15 protein-coding genes and 1 tRNA gene are annotated in these 16,540 nt (G+C 67.4%); 7 read left to right on the top strand and 9 right to left on the bottom strand.

The features are described from left to right. Nucleotides 1–6 precede the first annotated feature (6 nt). Nucleotides 7–1,332, bottom strand: a complete 1,326-nt coding sequence (locus AB4Z00_RS14420) for a replication-associated recombination protein A (protein WP_442046378.1) — start codon at nucleotides 1,330–1,332, stop codon at nucleotides 7–9. A 90-nt stretch (nucleotides 1,333–1,422) separates the two neighbouring features. Here AB4Z00_RS14420 and AB4Z00_RS14415 point away from each other — a divergent pair, with 90 nt between their 5' ends. Further along, nucleotides 1,423–1,860, top strand: a complete 438-nt coding sequence (locus tag AB4Z00_RS14415) for a hypothetical protein (RefSeq protein WP_442046377.1) — start codon at nucleotides 1,423–1,425, stop codon at nucleotides 1,858–1,860. Between the two features lie 50 nt (nucleotides 1,861–1,910). On the opposite strand, the gene AB4Z00_RS14410 is transcribed toward AB4Z00_RS14415, so the two are convergent. From AB4Z00_RS14410 to AB4Z00_RS14400, 3 genes are all read right to left on the bottom strand, one after another. Continuing rightward, nucleotides 1,911–3,062, bottom strand: a complete 1,152-nt coding sequence (locus AB4Z00_RS14410) for a glycosyltransferase family 4 protein (protein WP_132264966.1) — start codon at nucleotides 3,060–3,062, stop codon at nucleotides 1,911–1,913. Nucleotides 3,063–3,274: 212 nt separating this feature from the next. Further along, complete coding sequence (locus AB4Z00_RS14405; RefSeq protein WP_442046376.1) at nucleotides 3,275–3,790, bottom strand: hypothetical protein; 516 nt, start codon at nucleotides 3,788–3,790, stop codon at nucleotides 3,275–3,277. 263 nt (nucleotides 3,791–4,053) lie between these two features. Then, complete coding sequence (locus tag AB4Z00_RS14400) at nucleotides 4,054–4,437, bottom strand: hypothetical protein (RefSeq protein ID WP_132264970.1); 384 nt, start codon at nucleotides 4,435–4,437, stop codon at nucleotides 4,054–4,056. 276 nt (nucleotides 4,438–4,713) lie between these two features. On the opposite strand from AB4Z00_RS14400, the gene AB4Z00_RS14395 reads away from it, so the two are divergent. Continuing rightward, nucleotides 4,714–5,589 (top strand): outer membrane protein, encoded by an 876-nt coding sequence (locus AB4Z00_RS14395; protein WP_132264972.1) that lies wholly within the window; start codon nucleotides 4,714–4,716, stop codon nucleotides 5,587–5,589. Nucleotides 5,590–5,731: 142 nt separating this feature from the next. On the opposite strand, the gene typA is transcribed toward AB4Z00_RS14395, so the two are convergent. After that, entirely contained in the window at nucleotides 5,732–7,561 is a 1,830-nt protein-coding gene (gene typA, locus AB4Z00_RS14390; RefSeq protein ID WP_134095211.1) for a translational GTPase TypA, read from the bottom strand. Nucleotides 7,562–8,127: 566 nt separating this feature from the next. Here typA and AB4Z00_RS14385 point away from each other — a divergent pair. Continuing rightward, entirely contained in the window at nucleotides 8,128–8,592 is a 465-nt protein-coding gene (locus AB4Z00_RS14385; protein WP_132264976.1) for a DUF805 domain-containing protein, read from the top strand. 21 nt (nucleotides 8,593–8,613) lie between these two features. Here the strand turns inward: AB4Z00_RS14385 and AB4Z00_RS14380 are convergent, their stop codons facing one another. Next, nucleotides 8,614–11,154 carry an ABC transporter permease gene (locus AB4Z00_RS14380; RefSeq protein ID WP_442046375.1) on the bottom strand — a complete coding sequence of 847 codons (2,541 nt, stop codon included), beginning with the start codon at nucleotides 11,152–11,154 and terminating at the stop codon, nucleotides 8,614–8,616. After that, nucleotides 11,147–11,884 (bottom strand): ABC transporter ATP-binding protein, encoded by a 738-nt coding sequence (locus AB4Z00_RS14375; protein ID WP_442046510.1) that lies wholly within the window; start codon nucleotides 11,882–11,884, stop codon nucleotides 11,147–11,149. Before AB4Z00_RS14375 ends, AB4Z00_RS14380 begins: the two co-directional genes overlap by 8 nt. 37 nt (nucleotides 11,885–11,921) lie before the next feature. Between AB4Z00_RS14375 and AB4Z00_RS14370 the strand changes: the two genes are divergently transcribed. Next, entirely contained in the window at nucleotides 11,922–12,632 is a 711-nt protein-coding gene (locus AB4Z00_RS14370; RefSeq protein WP_442046374.1) for an arylesterase, read from the top strand. Nucleotides 12,633–12,690: 58 nt separating this feature from the next. Here the strand turns inward: AB4Z00_RS14370 and recF are convergent, their stop codons facing one another. Together recF and AB4Z00_RS14360 are read right to left on the bottom strand one after the other, a co-directional pair. Continuing rightward, nucleotides 12,691–13,794: a DNA replication/repair protein RecF gene (gene recF / locus AB4Z00_RS14365; protein WP_442046373.1), complete on the bottom strand. Its 1,104-nt coding sequence runs from the start codon at nucleotides 13,792–13,794 to the stop codon at nucleotides 12,691–12,693. 67 nt (nucleotides 13,795–13,861) lie between these two features. Then, the gene (locus AB4Z00_RS14360; protein ID WP_442046372.1) at nucleotides 13,862–14,716 is read right to left on the bottom strand and encodes a queuosine precursor transporter; all 855 of its coding nucleotides are present in this window, start codon (nucleotides 14,714–14,716) and stop codon (nucleotides 13,862–13,864) included. Nucleotides 14,717–14,815: 99 nt separating this feature from the next. Between AB4Z00_RS14360 and AB4Z00_RS14355 the strand changes: the two genes are divergently transcribed. The 3 genes from AB4Z00_RS14355 (at nucleotide 14,816) to AB4Z00_RS14345 (ending at nucleotide 16,388) form a co-directional block, all read left to right on the top strand. Beyond that, a tRNA-Arg gene (locus tag AB4Z00_RS14355) sits at nucleotides 14,816–14,892 on the top strand. A 129-nt stretch (nucleotides 14,893–15,021) separates the two neighbouring features. After that, entirely contained in the window at nucleotides 15,022–16,014 is a 993-nt protein-coding gene (locus tag AB4Z00_RS14350) for a bile acid:sodium symporter family protein (RefSeq protein ID WP_134095215.1), read from the top strand. Between the two features lie 44 nt (nucleotides 16,015–16,058). Continuing rightward, nucleotides 16,059–16,388, top strand: a complete 330-nt coding sequence (locus AB4Z00_RS14345; protein ID WP_243841130.1) for a PilZ domain-containing protein — start codon at nucleotides 16,059–16,061, stop codon at nucleotides 16,386–16,388. Nucleotides 16,389–16,540: the final 152 nt, after the last annotated feature.

The raw sequence follows: 16,540 nt of genomic DNA, 5'->3' as shown, positions 1-16,540 counted from the left end.
CGTCCATCAGGTCTGCCCCTGCCGCTCGGCCCGCTTGCGGTCCCACCATTCGAGGCGCTTGCGAATCTCGCGTTCGAAGCCGCGCTCGACCGGCTCATAGAAGCGTTGCGGCTCCATGTCCTCGGGCCAGTAGTCGTCGCCGGAGAAGCCGTCCGGCGCATTGTGGTCGTAGGCGTAGTCCTTGCCATAGCCGATGTCCTTCATCAGCTTGGTCGGCGCATTGAGGATATTGGCCGGCGGCATCAGCGAACCGGTCTCGCGCGCGGAGCGGGCCGCGGCCTTCCAGGCCACATAGGCGGCATTCGATTTCGGCGCGGTGGCGACGTAGAGGCAGGCCTGCGCGATCGCCAGTTCGCCTTCGGGCGAGCCGAGGAACTCATAAGCCTGCTTGGCCGCCAGGCACTGCGCGAGGGCCTGCGGATCCGCCAGGCCGATGTCCTCGCTGGCCATGCGGACGAGACGGCGCAGCAGGAACAGCGGCTCCTCGCCGGCGGTCATCATGCGTGCCAGATAGTAGAGCGCGGCCTGAGGGTCCGATCCGCGCACCGCCTTGTGAAGCGCCGAAATCAGGTTGTAGTGCCCGTCGCGGTCCTTGTCGTAGACGGCCACGCGCCGCTGCAGGAACTGGCCGAGCCCGGCCGGATCGAGCGGCTCCGGGATCTGCGCGGCGTAGAGTGTCTCGGCCTGGTTGAGCAGGAAGCGCCCGTCGCCGTCGGCAGAGGCGACCAGGGCCGCGCGGGCGTCGTCATCGAGGGGCAGCGGGCCTTCCAGCGCCTCGGCCTTGTCGAGCAGCGTGTTCAGCGCCTCTGCGCCGAGGCGGTGCAGGATCAGCACCTGGGCGCGGCTGAGCAGGGCGGCGTTGAGCGCGAAGCTGGGATTCTCCGTCGTCGCGCCGACCAGGGTGACGGTGCCGCGCTCCACGAAGGGCAGGAAGCCGTCCTGCTGGGCGCGGTTGAACCGGTGGATCTCGTCCACGAACAACAAGGTCCGCTGGCCGGCGCGGGCGGCCAGGTCGGCCTCGGCGAAAGCCTTCTTGAGGTCGGCCACGCCCGAAAACACCGCCGAGACCGCCGTGAAGCGCATGCCCACCGCATCGGCCAGCAGCCGCGCGGTGCTGGTCTTGCCCGTGCCGGGGGGACCCCAGAGGATCATCGAGGAAAGCCGCCCCGCCGCCACCATGCGGCCGATCGGGCCTTCCGGCCCGGTGAGATGCTCCTGTCCGACCACGTCCTCCAGCGTACGCGGGCGGAGACGATCGGCAAGCGGGGCATCCTCCCGCGGGGTGTCGGGCGTGGGGGACGGGGGAAGGTCGTCGGCAAAAAGGTCGGCCATGGGACCTATCTAGCCATTGTCCCGCAGAATTGCATCGTCTGGCCGAGGCGCGTATCCTTGCCGGCTTGAAGCAGGCAGGGAGGCACAGCGATGATCGGAACCTTGCGCGTCAGGGCCCCGCGCCACCTGTGGATCGTCGGCGTGCTGGCGCTGGTGTGGAACGCCTTCGGTTGCACCGATTTTTCCATGACGGTGACGCGCAATCCGGCATGGATGGCGCCGCTTTCCCCCGAGATGATCGACTGGCTGGACGCTGCGCCGAGCTGGACCGTGGCGACCTGGGCGCTGGGGGTCTGGGGCGGACTGGCGGGATCGCTGCTGCTGCTCCTGCGCTCTCGCTGGGCGGTGGCGGCGTTCACGATTTCGCTGCTGGGGCTGGCGGTGAACCAGATCTATCCCTTCGTCTCCCGGACGCCGGCCATGCTGACCAGCCCCGCCAGCATCGGCATTACCCTGGCGATCTGGGTGATCGCGGTGTTCCTGCTCTGGTACGCGATCCGGCTGCGCCGCAGCGGCGTGCTGCGCTGATAGGGCGAGCGGGAAGAGGCTGAGCGGGAAGAGGCTGGCCGGGGACGCGCTCAGCGGCGCAGGCGCTGGCGCACGAGGCGCAAGTAGGTATCGGCCACGTCCTGGTTGATGCGGTCCCAGCTGAAATCGAGCGCCCGGTTTTCGCCTGCCAGGCCGTTGCTGGCGCGCAGGGCCGGGTCTTCGATATAGGCCTTCAGCGCTTCGGCGAACTGGTGGATGGCGCCCGGCGGGATCAGCCTGCCCGAGACATGGTCGTCGACCAGGCTCTGGCTGCCGGTGGCCGCGGCCGCTACCACCGGGAGGCGGCAGGCCATGGCCTCCAGCGTGACATTGCCGAACGTCTCGGTGACGGAGGGGTTGAACAGCACGTCCATGCTCGCGACCGCGCGGGCGAGACCCTCGCCTTGCTGGAAGCCGACGAAGGCCGCCTGCGGCAGGCGGGCCTGGAACCATTCGCGCGCCGGACCCTCGCCCACCACGAGGACCCGGTGAGCGACATTGCGGCGGCGCAGGTCGTCCAGCGTGTCGGAGAAGACGTCGAGGCCCTTTTCCATGACCAGGCGGCCCAGGAAGCCGACGACCACTTCATGGTCCGCGATGCCCTGTGCGCGGCGCCAAGCCAGGTCCCGCCGTTCGGGATGGAAGATGTCGCGGTCGACGCCGCGCGACCAGATCGAGACGTCGTAGTTCATGCGCTGTTCGCGCAGGAGCTGGGCCATCGATTCCGAAGGGGCGACCAGGGCGTCGCAGCGGCGATAGAAGCGGCGGAGCATCGCTTCCACCACCGGTTCGCCCCAGGCCATGTTGTAATAACGCAAGTAGGTTTCGAACCGGGTGTGGACCGAGGCGAGTACCGGCAGGTTGCGCGCACGCGCCCAGGACACGGCCTGATGGCCCACGGGGTCGGGCGAGGATACGTGGACGACATTCGGCGCGAAGGCCTTCAGGTCGCGCCGCGCCTTGAACGAGATGGCCAGCGGAACGCGGTATTCGGGGCGGTTGGGGATCGGCAGCGAATGAATGCCGATCAGGTCTCCGGTCGGCTCGAACGCGGGCTTCTTCACCACTGGCGCATAGACGCGCACTTGGGCGCCCTGGCGCAGCAGATAGCCGACGAGACGGTTCAACGCCTGGTTGGCGCCGTCTCGGACATAGTTGTAGTTGCCCGAAAACAGGGCAATGCGCAGGTCGGCGGTTTCCATGGTGGGCAGCCCCATAGCGTTCCCCGCCGAGATTGGCGAGTGGGCTTCACAGATGCCGCGCCGTTCCTGAGGAAAACCGCTGCTTCGGCGCGCCGGATAAGCGCAGATGGCCGATAAACGGTCTTCTGCGCCGAAGGCAGGACGCCGCCGGACTGCGGTTGGGCAGTCCGGCGGCGTCCCTTGGTGGATGGTCGCGTCTTCGGGGTCAGCCCTTAGCGCCGCCAGTCACGGCGGTGATCGTCGCGCCGGTGGTCGTCGCGGCGGTAGTCCTCATGGCGGCGATCGCCGCGCCAGCCGTCACGGCCGCGGTCCCACCGGTTGCGGTCGTCGCGCCAGCCACGGCGGTCGTCGCGCCACGCGTGGCGGCCATCGCGCCAGCGGTCACGGCCGCCCCAGCGCTCGCGATAGTAGGGCGCATAGTACCGGTCGTAGTAGCGATCGCGGTAGTAGCGGTTCGGCGCGCCTTGGTAATAGTAGTAGTAACCGGGCCTGTCGCGCACGGTGACGTAGCGGCGGGAGCCGTAATAGCCGCGATCGTAGTAGCGGCCGTCGTCGCGGTCTGCGAGCGCGGCGCCGAGCGCCAGGCCGATCACGCCCGCGCCGATGGCGATGGCGGCATCGTTACCGCCCCGGTCGTAGTAATCCCGCGCCATGGCAGGCGCGGATGCCGAGAGGGCCGATGCGGCCAGAGCCGTCGCCAGCCCCAGGGACTTCCAGTTCAGTTTCATCTTATCGCACTCCTATCCGGGCCAACCAAGTTACGGCGGAATCGGCGGGCATGTCGGACCCCGAGATTTCGCCCTGGCCAGTGAACTTCGCGTGAACTTGACGTCACATGCGACGAGCTGCGCGGCGCCGTCGCCATGATGCTGCCGCCGAAACAAGGACGCCCGGCCGTAGGGGTGGCCGGGCGTCTCGGTTTCCCGATTTCCCGGGGCCAGGCGGAGAGGGGTTTATCCGCGAGGCCCCGATCGTCGGGGGCTTTCGGCGATCAGTAGCCGCGGCGGTAGTCGCCGCGATCGTGGTCGTAGCCGCGGCGATAGTCGCCGCGCTGGTAACGGTCGTAGTCGTCGCGGCTGTGGCGGCCGCCATTGCCGTCCCAGTACCAGCCGTCGCGGTACTGCCAGTTGCTGCTATAGGCCGGACCGTAAGAGTAGCCGCTGTTGTAGTAGCGATCGTCGTTGCGATAGCGGTCGTTGTTGCTGCTGGAAGCGATGATCGCGCCCAGGGCCACGCCGATCACGCCGGCGCCGATGGCGACTGCGGCGGTATTGTCATTGTGGCGATAGTGGTCGCGGGCCATGGCCGGGGTTGCCGTGGCGAAGGCGGTGGCAGCGAGGGCAGTGGCAAGCGTGGCGTTGCGGAAGAATGTCATTGTACGAAACTCCTTGCTGGGCAGGGGCTCCGGTGGGGCCGGGGTCTCGTCCCTTGTTGAGTTTCTTCTACGCCTGCCTGGCTGAACCGCATCGAAGCGACATCGGCAGATTCCGTTCAGGTTTGTACGACTTTGTATGAATCGATCGGTGCGCCCCCGCGCCATTTGCTCGGCCCATCGGAAAGCGCTCCTCACTTCATCGCAGAAAAGGAAACAAAAACGGCAGCTTGGACTTCGGGGATGGCCAAGTACGAAATTTGACAGGGAAATTACCAAATGAACACTGCCCGCCTCCTCTCGTCGGCGATCGGCCTCGCGGTCGCCGTCGCGGCCTTCCCGGCCATGGCGCAGGACAGCGATGCTCCCATCGCCACCGACACCCCCGCCCGCGACAGCCACTTCGACGGCCCCTATGTTCAGGCCTTCGGCGGCCTTTCCACCCGCGGCAACGATGGCGGCGACAGCCTGCGCTTCGATACGGACGGAGACGGCCGCTACGACAACACCGTGAACACCGCGGCCGGCGCCAATGCCTTCAGCCCCGGTTTCTGCAACGGCCGCGCCCTGGGCGCCACGCCGGACGGTGGCTGCCGTAGCGACAAGGACGGCGCCGAATACGGCGTGCGCTTCGGTTACGACAAGCGCATGGGCAACAACTTCGTGCTCGGCGGCCTCGTCGAAGGCGTGAAGAGCGACGCCAAGGACGCGACCTCGGGCTACAGCACCACGCCTGCCAGCTACACGATCCAGCGCAAGCTGGACTACGGCCTCTCGGCCCGCGTCCGCGCCGGCTATACCCCGGGCGGCGGCGCGCTGTTCTATGTGACCGGCGGCGGCGGCGTGGCCAAGCTGGACCACAGCTTCCTCACCACCAACACCGCCAATTCCTTCGACCCCCAGCGCAACAACAAGCTGGTCTGGGGCTGGCAGGCCGGCGGCGGCGGCGAGATCATGGTGGCCCGCAACGTCAGCCTCGGCCTCGAGTATCTCTACAACCGCTACAACGACAACAAGTACAACGTGGAAGTCGGCCCCGGCACCGCACCGGCGACCAACCCGTTCCTGATCGATTCGGGTTCGACCAACATCAAGGGTTCGAACAAGGACTTCTCGTATCACTCGCTGCGCGCGACGGTGGGCTTCCAGTTCTGACCGCGCATCCTTGAGATTGCCCGAGATTGGGAGAGGGCCGGCACAAGGCCCCACATAAAGAAAGGGCGGCAACCGCGAGGTTGCCGCCCTTTCCATGTTCGTCTCAAGAGAGCCTGAACTGCGGCGCCGAAGCGCCGAGGGATCAGGAATCCTTCTTGCGGCTCTGTTTCTTGCGCTCGTTGGGGTCGAGGAAGGCCTTGCGCAGACGGATCGACTGCGGGGTCACTTCGACCATTTCGTCGTCGTCGATGTAGGCGATCGCCTGCTCCAGCGTCATCACGCGGGGCGGGGTGAGGCGGATGGCGTCGTCCTTGCCGGTCGAACGGAAGTTCGTCAGCTGCTTCGACTTCATCGGGTTCACTTCGAGATCGTCGGGCTTGGCGTTTTCGCCGATGATCATGCCCTCGTAGATCTTTTCCTGCGGCTTCACGAACAGGATGCCGCGATCTTCAAGGCTGTTCAGCGCGTAGCCGACGGCTTCACCGGTGCCGTTCGAGATCAGCACGCCGTTCTGGCGGCCTTCGATCGGACCCTTGTGGCTGTCGTACTTCTCGAACAGGCGGTTCATGATGCCGGTGCCGCGGGTGTCCGACAGGAACTCGCCGTGGTAGCCGATCAGGCCGCGCGACGGGGCCGAGAAGGTGATGCGGGTCTTGCCGGCGCCCGAAGGACGCATGTCGGTAAGCTCGGCCTTGCGGCGCTGCATCTTCTCCACGACGGTGCCCGAGAATTCGTCGTCCACGTCGATCACGACGGTTTCGTACGGTTCGGTGCGGCCACCCTTCTCATCCTTGCCGAACAGCACGCGCGGGCGGCTGATGCCCAGCTCGAAGCCTTCGCGGCGCATCGTTTCGATCACGACGCCCAGCTGAAGTTCGCCGCGACCGGCCACTTCGAAGCTGTCGCGGTCGGCCGATTCGGTGACGCGGATGGCCACGTTGGTTTCCGCTTCGCGCATCAGGCGATCGCGGATCATGCGGCTGGTGACCTTGTCGCCTTCACGGCCCGCGAGCGGCGAGTCGTTGACGGCAAAGCGCATCGCCAGGGTCGGCGGATCGATCGGCTGGGCCTGGATCGCCTCGGTGACCGAAGGATCGGCGATGGTGTTCGACACGGTGGCCTTTTCGAGGCCGGCCAGCGCGATGATGTCACCGGCGCGGGCTTCTTCCACGGGCACGCGGTCGAGGCCGCGGAACGACAGCACCTTGGTGGCGCGGCCGACTTCGATGACCTTGCCGTCCATGTCGATGGCGCGGATCGGATCGTTGACCTTCAGCTTGCCGGACTGGACGCGGCCGGTGAGGACGCGGCCCATGAAGTTGTCACGGTCGAGCAGGGTGGCGAGGAACGAGAACGGCGCGTCCTGGTCGAGGTCGGGCGCGGGAACGTGCTCGACGATCTTTTCGAACAGCGGCGTCAGGTCGCCTTCGCGGGCGTCCGGATCGTAGCCGGCGTAGCCGTTACGGCCCGACGCGTAGAGGGTCGGGAAGTCGAGCTGCTCGTCATTGGCGTCGAGGCTGACGAAGAGGTCGAACACTTCGTCCAGCACTTCGGCGTGACGGCCATCGGGACGGTCGATCTTGTTGACGACCACGATCGGCTTCAGGCCGAGGCCCAAAGCCTTGCCGGTGACGAACTTGGTCTGCGGCATGGCGCCTTCAGAGCTGTCCACCAGCAGGACGACGCCGTCGACCATCGAGAGGATGCGTTCGACTTCGGCGCCGAAGTCGGCGTGGCCGGGGGTGTCGACGATGTTGATGCGGTAGCCGTTCCACTCGATCGAAGTCGGCTTCGCGAGAATCGTGATCCCGCGCTCCTTTTCGAGGTCGTTCGAGTCCATGGCGCGCTCTTCGATGCGCTGGTTGTCGCGGAAGGTACCGGACTGGCGGAAGAGCTGGTCGACAAGAGTGGTCTTGCCGTGGTCGACGTGCGCGATAATCGCGATATTGCGCAAGGGAAGCGGGGCGGACATGCAGTGCCTATCGGTTCGAGGAGTTGGCCAGCGGCGCATGCTGCACCGCAAAATTGGCGCGCCATTAGCCGATCTATGCAAATCCGGCAAGCACGGAGCGGCCCTGCGCAATTGTTGCGCCTGTGTCACAATCGAACGGGAAGCGGAGGATCAGCCGCATGAGTGATTGTTTTGCCCGCTTTATCCTTTTAGGGTCGGCTTCGTAATCAGGGTGAGACGGTGACCGAAAAGAGCACCGCCGCCGGGAGAGGAATGCCGAAGGCTCCCCAGCAAGGGCGGCTTCGCCAGACCGACGATAAGGAATCCAGCTGCGCCTCTACGGGCGCGGCGGCGCGTTACCGGCACACAGCCGGAGCGTGACAAGGCGAACCCGCGCGGCAGGGAGGAGACGCAAGGGAACGCAAACTCAGCCAGGGGCGCCGGGTCTTGCCCGAGCGCCCCTTTTCCTTTGGCGTTCCTTGACCGCAGCGGCTGTTCGCAGGGCCTGCCATGCGCGGCTTGCCGTCCCGAAGCGGGCGTCTATAGTGCAAGTCCTTGAACACGCTGTCGAACCTGAGGGGGAAAACATGTTCGAATACATGATCATGCCATTCAAGCGTTATGCCGACTTTTCGGGCCGTTCGCTTCGCATCGAATACTGGGGCTTCGCCTTGCTCAATTTCATCGTCTTCGCGGTGATTTTCGGCATCTCGATGGGGCTCGGCCTGTCCTTGGGCGCTTTCCAGCAGATCGAGCAGGGCGGCGATCCCTCGTTGCTGTTCGGCACCGGATTTTTCGTCCTGATCGGCCTGGCCGGTCTCTACAGCCTTGCGGTCTTCATTCCGAGCATCGCCGTTGCCGTGCGCCGATTCCACGACCGTGACATGAGCGGCTGGTGGTATCTCGGCTTCATCGTGCTGGGGCTGATTCCCTTTGTGGGCTGGATCGCGACCATCGCTTCTTTCGTAATCACCTGCCTGCCCGGCACGCCCGGTCCCAACCGTTTCGGCATGGATCCCCGCGATCCCACCGGCGCTGAAGTCTTCGCCTGAGGCGGCGCCGGTCGTCCGGCGCTAAAGCTCCCTCAGGGCCCGTGCCGGTTTCGCTCGCAACAGCGGCAGCGAGCCGGCCAGGGCGAAAGTCAGGATCACGATCAGGCCGGCGCCCAGCACCATCAGGATGCGCGGCCAGTCCGGCAGCCAGTCGAACTCGAAGAGCTTGACGATCACTGCCCAGGCCATGGCGCTGCCCGCGGCCAGTGCCACAAGCGCCAGCACGGCGGCGATCAGGCCGTATTCGGCAAGCTGGAGCAGCAGGAGCTGGCCCCGGCTGGCGCCCAGCACGCGCAGGATCACGTTGTCATAGGTCCGGCTGGCGCGCGCCGCGGCGATGGCGCCGAACAGCACGGCCAGCCCGGCCAGCACCGCCACCGAAGCGGCCGCGAGGATGGCCAGGGTCATCTGGTCCAGCAGTCCGCGCGCATCGCGCAGCAGGGTGCCGGTTTCGATCACCGAGCTGGACGGGAACGCACGGGCCAGCCGTGGCAGCAGCCCGCGCGTGGAATGGCCCGGCGGCACTTCGATCGTCGCGGCCAGGTTGTGCGGCGCCCCCGCCAGAGTGTTGGGCGAGAAGACCAGCACGAAATTGAAGCCCAGGGTGTCCCAGTCGATCCGGCGCAGTGCGGCCACCCGCGCGGTCCGCTCGACACCGAGCACGCCCACCGTCACATAGTCCCCCACCTTCAGCCCCACGGTCTGGGCAAATTTCTCGTCGAGCGACACGAGCGGCTCGCCGCGGTGGATCTCGGGCCACCACCGGCCGGACGTGACGGTGCTGCCTTCAGGCACGCCGACCGAATAGGTCAGGCCCCGCTCGCCCTTCAGCGCCCAGGCGTCCTCGGGGATTTCCTTCAGGTCGGACACGCGCGTCATGTGGTCCCGCGGTCCATAGGCGAGGATCCGGCCGCGCAAGTTTGGAACCATCTTCACAACCGCGCCGGGAACCTGCTGCGCGACGATGTCCTGGAATGCTCCGGCTTTGTCTTTGGGCACGTCGAGCACGAAGAAGTCTGGCGCGCGGGCGGGCACGGTCTTGCGGATATTGGCGTCGAGGCTGGTCTGGACGGCGGCGATCAGAACGAATGCGGAGAGGCCGAAGCCGAGGGCGGTCACCAGGGCGCCGGTCTGGGCGCCGGGGCGATAGAGGTTGGCGAGACCGGCGCGCAGCATCGGGTCGCGCGGCCTGGGCAGGTGCGCGGCGGCCCGGCGAATGCCCAGGCCGATCAGTGCGAGCAGGCCGAGCATGAGCGCGGCGCCGCCGAGGAAGCCCAGCGTCACCAGCGGCTGCGCGGCATTGAGCAGGGCGAGGGCGACGATGGCGGCGAGTCCCAGTCCGACGGGGAGCAACCAGGTCCGGCGCGGAGCCATGAGCGGCGAGACTTGCGCGCGCATCAGCGCCATGGCGGGGAAGCTGCGTGCACGGGCCAGCGGCGGCGCGGCGAAGACGAGCGCGACCAGCAGGCCGTAGCCTGTCGCTGTCAGCAGGGCCGCAGGAGAGACGGTGAAGCCCGTGTCGACAGGCAGGAGCGCGCCGAGCGAGCGCGCCAGCAACGGGGTGACCAGCACGCCTGCCAGCAGTCCGGCCAGGCTGCCGACCAGCGCTGCCGCGCCGACTTGCAGGAGGTAGATGCGGGCAATGTCGCGGCTCGTCGCGCCCAGCACCTTGAGGGTGGCGATCGAGGCGCGCCGCGCTTCGAGATAGGATGACACGCCGCCGCCGATGCCGATCCCGGCGATGACGAGCGCGGCCAGACCGACAAGCGCGAGGAACTGGCCCATGCGGCTGACGAAACGCTGCGTCGAAGGCGAAGCGGCCTTGCGGGTGCGGGTGTCGAAGGCATCGTCGCCGAAACGCTTCTTCAGTGCATCGACCACGGCGTCCGGGTCGCGCATCGCATCCGCGAACCGGACGCGCGTGGCGCTGCGGTACATGGCGCCGGGGTCGGTCAGCCCGGCGCGCGAGGGCAGGTCGAGCGCGGAGATCGCGGTGTCGCCCAGCGCGAAGCCTTCCGAAAGCTTCTCCGGGTCGCTGGCGATCACCCCGCCCACCCGCTGCTCCACGCCGCCGATCGAGACGCTGTCGCCCCGGCTTACGCCCAGGCGCGCGGCGGTTCCTTCCGAAAGCCAGACCGATCCGGCAGGCGGTGCGCCGACCTTGCGGCCGTCCTGAAGTTCGAGCCGGCCATAGAGCGGCCAATTTGCGTCGACGGCCTTGAGCGCGACCGGGGCCGTCAGATCGCCCTTGCGGGCTATGGCCTGAAGGCGAAAGCCCGGCGAGACCTGGCCGTAGCGGGAAAGCGCATTCAGTTCCTTGTCCGAAAGGCTGCGCTGCCAGGTCTTCAACTCGATATCGCCGCCCAGCACTTCGCGGCCGCGCGTTGTCAGTTCGCGCTCGATCGAGCCGGTGAGAGTGCCGATCGCCGCGATCGCGCCAACTCCCAGGAACAGGCAGACGAGCAGCAGCCGCAGGCCCTTGAACCGCGCCGAAAGGTCGCGGCGGGCGAGGGTCCAGGCGGTGCGCCAGGGCAGCGTCGGCGCGGAGGCGGGGTCAGGCAAGACTAGCGCTCGCGCCTTGCGCCCGGAACCGGTCGCTGGCGATCCGGCCGTCCGCCAGCGTCACCACGCGTTCGCAATGGTCGGCAAGGCTTTCATCATGAGTGATGATGAGCAGGGTGGCGCCCGTTTCCGCGCGGCGGGCGAAGAGCAGGTCGACGATGGTGGCGCCGGTGGCGGCATCGAGATTGCCGGTCGGCTCATCCGCGAAGACGAGCGAAGGGCGCGGCGCCAGCGCGCGGGCAATGGCCACGCGCTGCTGCTCGCCGCCGGAAAGCTGGGCCGGATAGTGTGACAGGCGGTGCCCCAGCCCGACCGCGGCAAGTTCCGCCTCGGCGCGTTCGCGGGCATTGTCCATCCCGGCGAGTTCCAGCGGCGTCGCCACGTTTTCAAGCGCCGTCATCGTCGGCAGGAGATGGAAGGCCTGGAGCACGACACCGATCCGGCCGCGCCGGGCGCGGGCGAGGGCGTCCTCGTCCATGGCCGAAAAGTCCTGCCCCGCCACGCTCAGCGCACCGCTGCTGGCACGCTCCAGCCCGGAAAGCACCGACATCAGCGAAGACTTGCCCGAACCGGACGGGCCAAGCAGCGCCAGGGTCTGTCCTTGCGGCACGGAAAGGTCGATGCCCTTCAGGATTTCGACGGCGCTGTCGCCGCTGCCAAGGGTCAGGCGCAGGTCCTGCGCAAGAATTGAGGGGGCGGGGGGCTGGGAAGGATTGCTCACCGGTCCCATATGGGTGGGCAAAGCCCCGTAGTTCAAGGAGAAAGCCTTGCGCGTTCACGCGAAAGCCCTGCTCGTCCCTTCGCTCTTGCTGCCATTCCTGCTCGGCGCCTGCGACAAGGCCGCGCCGCCCGCGCCTGACCGGACGCAGAGCGCCGTCGATACGCCGCCGCCGATTCCGGCCATGGGCCCGGAGCGGCCGATCCTGGCCTTCGGGGATTCGCTGCTGGCAGGCTATGGCCTGGACGACGGCGAAAGCTACCCGGACCGGCTGGAACAGGCGCTGCGCGTGCGGGGCGTCAACGCGGAGATCGCCAATGCCGGGGTCTCCGGAGATACCACCGCGGCGGGACTGGAACGGCTGAACTTCACGCTGGAAAGCCAGTCTCCCAAGCCGGAACTGGCCATCGTCAGCCTGGGCGGCAACGACATGCTGCGCTCGCTACCCCCGGCGGAGACGCGCAGGAACCTCGAGGAAATCCTGAAGCGCCTGAAGGGCGACAATATCCGCGTGGTGCTACTTGGCATGATGGCGGCGCCCAATCTGGGCAAGGACTATGCCGCGACCTTCAACCCGATCTATCCGCAACTCGCGCAGAAATACGGGGCGACGCTGGTGCCGTTCTTTCTCCAGCCGGTGATCGACAAGCCGGACCTGATGCAGAAGGACCACGTCCATCCCACTGCGCTGGGCATCGATGCCATCGTCAGCGCGACGGTGGACGACGTGGTGGATGCCTTGCCGAAGCAGGGCGGCTGACGATACCCGCAGCGCAAGGGGCGGGGGGCTATCCCCGCGGGGGCTATCCCAGCAGGGGCTAACCCAGCCGGTGCACCGCGCCCGAACGCACTTCCCAGACGGCGGCCTCGTTGGCGATGGCGTCGAAGGGGGCGAGTTCGGTACCGGTCAGCCAGACTTGCGCCGAGCCCGCGCGCAGGCGGTCGAACAGGGCTTCGCGGCGCACGGGGTCGAGGTGGGCGGCGACTTCGTCCAGCAGCAGCAGACGGGGACGCTGTTCGGCCCCGGTTTCCAGCAGCTGCGAATGGGCCAGCGTAATCGCGATCAGCATCGCTTTCTGCTCGCCGGTGGAGCATTCGGCGGCGGCCTGGCCCTTGCCCGGCCCTTTGCCGGCCATGGTCACCAGGATCTCGTCGCGATGCGGGCCGGTCAGAGTGCGCTGCGCGGCGCGTTCGCGGGCGCGGCCTTCGCGCAGGGCACGGGCGAGGCCCTCGGAAGAGATCGGTCCACCCGGCTGATAGGCCAGCGAAGGACGCGCGAAAGGCGAATCGGGCAGGGCGGCAAGGGTCTGCTCCAGTCGCTCGACCAGTTCGGCGCGGGCGGCGGCGACCATCGATCCGGATTCCGCCAGTTGCAGCTCGATTGCGTCCAGCCAGCGCGGATCGGGCGGCATGTCGTCCGAGAGCAGGCGATTGCGTTCGCGCAGCGCGTTTTCCAGCCGGGTGGCATGGCTGGCGTGGTCCGGCCGCACGGCGAGCACCAGCCGGTCGAGGAAACGCCGCCGGGCGCCGGCCCCTTCCACGAAAAGCCGGTCCATGGCCGGGGTCAGCCAGCCGATCGACATCCATTCCGCCAGGCGCACGGCCGGGGCTTCGGCGCCGTTGATCTGGACCAGGCGGCGGCCGGGACGCTCGGGCAGGACGCCGGTCCCCAGCTGCACCGGCTCCTCGTCCGCCACGAGCAGGGCCGCGCTCACCGCGAAGCCGCCGTCGAAGTCCTGCCCCGGCATGTCGGCAAGCCCGGCACGGCGAAGACCGCGGCCAGGCGAAAGCAGCGAGATCGCCTCCAGCACATTGGTCTTGCCTGCGCCGTTCTCCCCCACCAGCAGGTTGAACTGCGCCGTGCCTTCCACCGCGGTCTCGCGGTGGTTGCGGAAACGGGACAGGAGGATGCGATCGAGCATGGTCGCCGGCGGGCCTACCGGCGCGGGCCGGTCATGCCAAGCGGGAGGCGCGGTTTATTCGGAGCCTTTATTCGGCGTGCCCCGCCGCCCTGCGGGTCTTGGCGAAAGGAGAGAAGTCCACGTTGCTGTCGAACACATCCACGCCTTCGCGCCGCTTCAGCCAGCCGACGACCAGGTACGTCACCGGGGTGAGCACCACTTCCCAGCCGGTCTTGATCAGCCACTGGGTCAGCGCGAGCAAGGCGATCGAGTGCGGGGTGAAGCCGGCCACGCCGAGGAAGGCGAGGGGGTAGAACAGCGCGCTGTCCACGCCTTCGCCGAAGATCGTCGAGCCGATCGTGCGGGTCCAGAGATGCTTGCCCTGGGTCATGATCTTCATGCGCGCCAGGACGAAGGAATTCACGAACTCCCCGGCCCAGAAGGCGCAGACGGAGGCGAAGACGATGCGCGGGGTCTGGCCGAAGATCGCGTAGTAGGCCGCCTGGTTCGGTGCGGTCACCTGCTTGCCGGCGACGGTGTAAGTTGCAGAGGCGAGCGCCCAATCCGGGCTGGCAGGAATTTCCACCACGACCACGCTCATCACCACCATGAACAGCAGCGCGAAGAAGCCTGCCCAGATGCAGCGGCGGGCATTGGCATAGCCGTAGACCTCCGTCAGCACGTCGCCGATGATGTAGGAGACCGGGAAGAACAGCACGCCCGCGCCGAACGTGACCGGGCCGATGACGGGGAAGGAGACTTCCGCCTGCTTGGCTGCGCCGATCAGGTTGGAGAGCAGCAGGATGACCACGAAAGCCACCAGCATATAGTCGAAATAGCGGAAATGACGCCGGGCGCCGGCCATCCCGTCGATACGCGAGAGGCCCGCGTCGGAAAATGCGGGGCTGGAAGAGGCTGGGCTGGAAAGGTCTGCTTCGCTCATCGGCTGTGCGTAACCTGCCGCCGCAACGGGGCAAAGCACAAGTTGCGTCCATAGCGCGGTTTGCCTCTGCGGCGAACCGCGCTATGGGGAGCGCGACGCGCGCCCGTAGCTCAGCTGGATAGAGCACGAGCCTTCTAAGCTTGGGGTCACAGGTTCGAACCCTGTCGGGCGCGCCAATTCCTCCCTCTTCGCGCATGCCTTGCCGGGGTCAGGCCGGTACCAGGGGAGCGTTCTCAAGTTTTTGTGCGTCCACGGCGCACTCCGGGGGCTTTTGCCGCGCGGCCTGCCGCCCTAGAGAGGGCGGCATGAACCGCCTTCTCGCCCGCCTGAACCTCGACCCCTATCTTCTCATGCTGCTTGCGACCGTGGGCCTGGCCTCGGTACTGCCGGCGCGCGGCATCTGGGCGGGCATTGCCGGCGGCGTTGCCGACGCGGCCATCGCGCTGCTGTTCTTCCTGCACGGCGCCAAGCTTTCGCGGGAAGCGATCCTCGACGGCGCGCGGGCGTGGAAGCTGCACCTGACCGTGGCGAGCCTGACGTTCGTGATCTTCCCGCTGTTGGGTCTGGGCATCCGGGCCATTCCCGGCCTGGAGCCTTCCCTGGCGACCGGCGTGCTGTTCCTGACGTTGCTGCCCTCCACCGTCCAGTCCTCGATCGCCTTCACGGCCATTGCGGGCGGCAATGTGGCGGCGGCCGTGTGCAGCGCCTCGTTCTCGAACCTGGCGGGTATCTTCATCACGCCGGTGCTGACGGCCCTGCTTATCACCGGCAAGGCGCAAGGTTTCTCCACCGACCCGATCGTCTCGATCTCGCTGCAGCTCCTTCTTCCCTTCGTGGCAGGACACTTGCTGCGGCCGTGGATCGGCGGCTTCGTGCAGCGGCACAAGAAGATGCTGGGCTACACCGATCGCGGCTCGATCCTGCTGGTGGTCTATACCGCTTTCGGCGCCGCGGTGCTCGACGGGCTGTGGCAGAAGGTGACGCTGGGCGAACTGGCACTGATCGCGCTGCTGTCGCTGGCCCTGCTCGCCGCGATCATGGTGATCGGCAACCTGCTGGGCCGGATGCTGGGCTTTTCGCACGAGGACCGGGTGGTGATCCTGTTCTGCGGCTCCAAGAAGAGCCTGGCCACCGGCGTTCCGCTCGCGGGCGTGCTGTTCCCGGCCGCCCAGGTCGGCGCGATCATCCTGCCGCTGATGTTCTTCCACCAGATCCAGCTCATGGTCTGCGCCGTGCTCGCCCGGAGACTGGCGGCGCAAGGGCAGGAAGAAAAGCGCGGCGTCGAGGCTCCGGCCTGAGGCGATTTAAGGGTTGATCAACCGGTTTGCGCCATAACCGGATGATGAACCGCCCCTTCCTGCAGCGCCGATCCACACGACAGCCGATCTCGCTGGCAGCACAATGCCGCACTGCCAATGGCTTGCGTGACGAGGGCGAGATTTCGGACATCACGGCAGAGGGCTGCTGCGTGGCGACGACGGGGCTGCTTTTCCGCGTGGGCATGCGCGTGGTGATTCGTCCGCAGGCGCTGGAAGGGCTGACCGGCATCATCCGCTGGATCAGCGGAGACTGCGCCGGCGTCGAGTTCGACCGGCCGCTCCACGGGCCGGTGGTGGACCATCTGGTGCGCCTGCACGCCACTTTCACGCCGGAGTGGCGCGCCGTCGGCTAACCGCCCTTCCTACCCTCGCCGCCCCTTTCCGACTGTCTCTCTTCAAGCGGGCAGGCCGTCACCTTTTCGCCGGGGCGGTATTTCCCGGCGGCGCGGCCAATCTCCTCGCCAGCGTCCCGCACCCACGTATCCTCCCGGCAAAGACATGCGCG

This window comes from Novosphingobium sp. YAF33, assembly GCF_052113265.1.
Lineage (GTDB): Bacteria > Pseudomonadota > Alphaproteobacteria > Sphingomonadales > Sphingomonadaceae > Novosphingobium.
The sequence above is the reverse complement of the archived record's forward strand: the minus strand, read 5'-3'. Positions and strand labels throughout refer to the sequence as shown.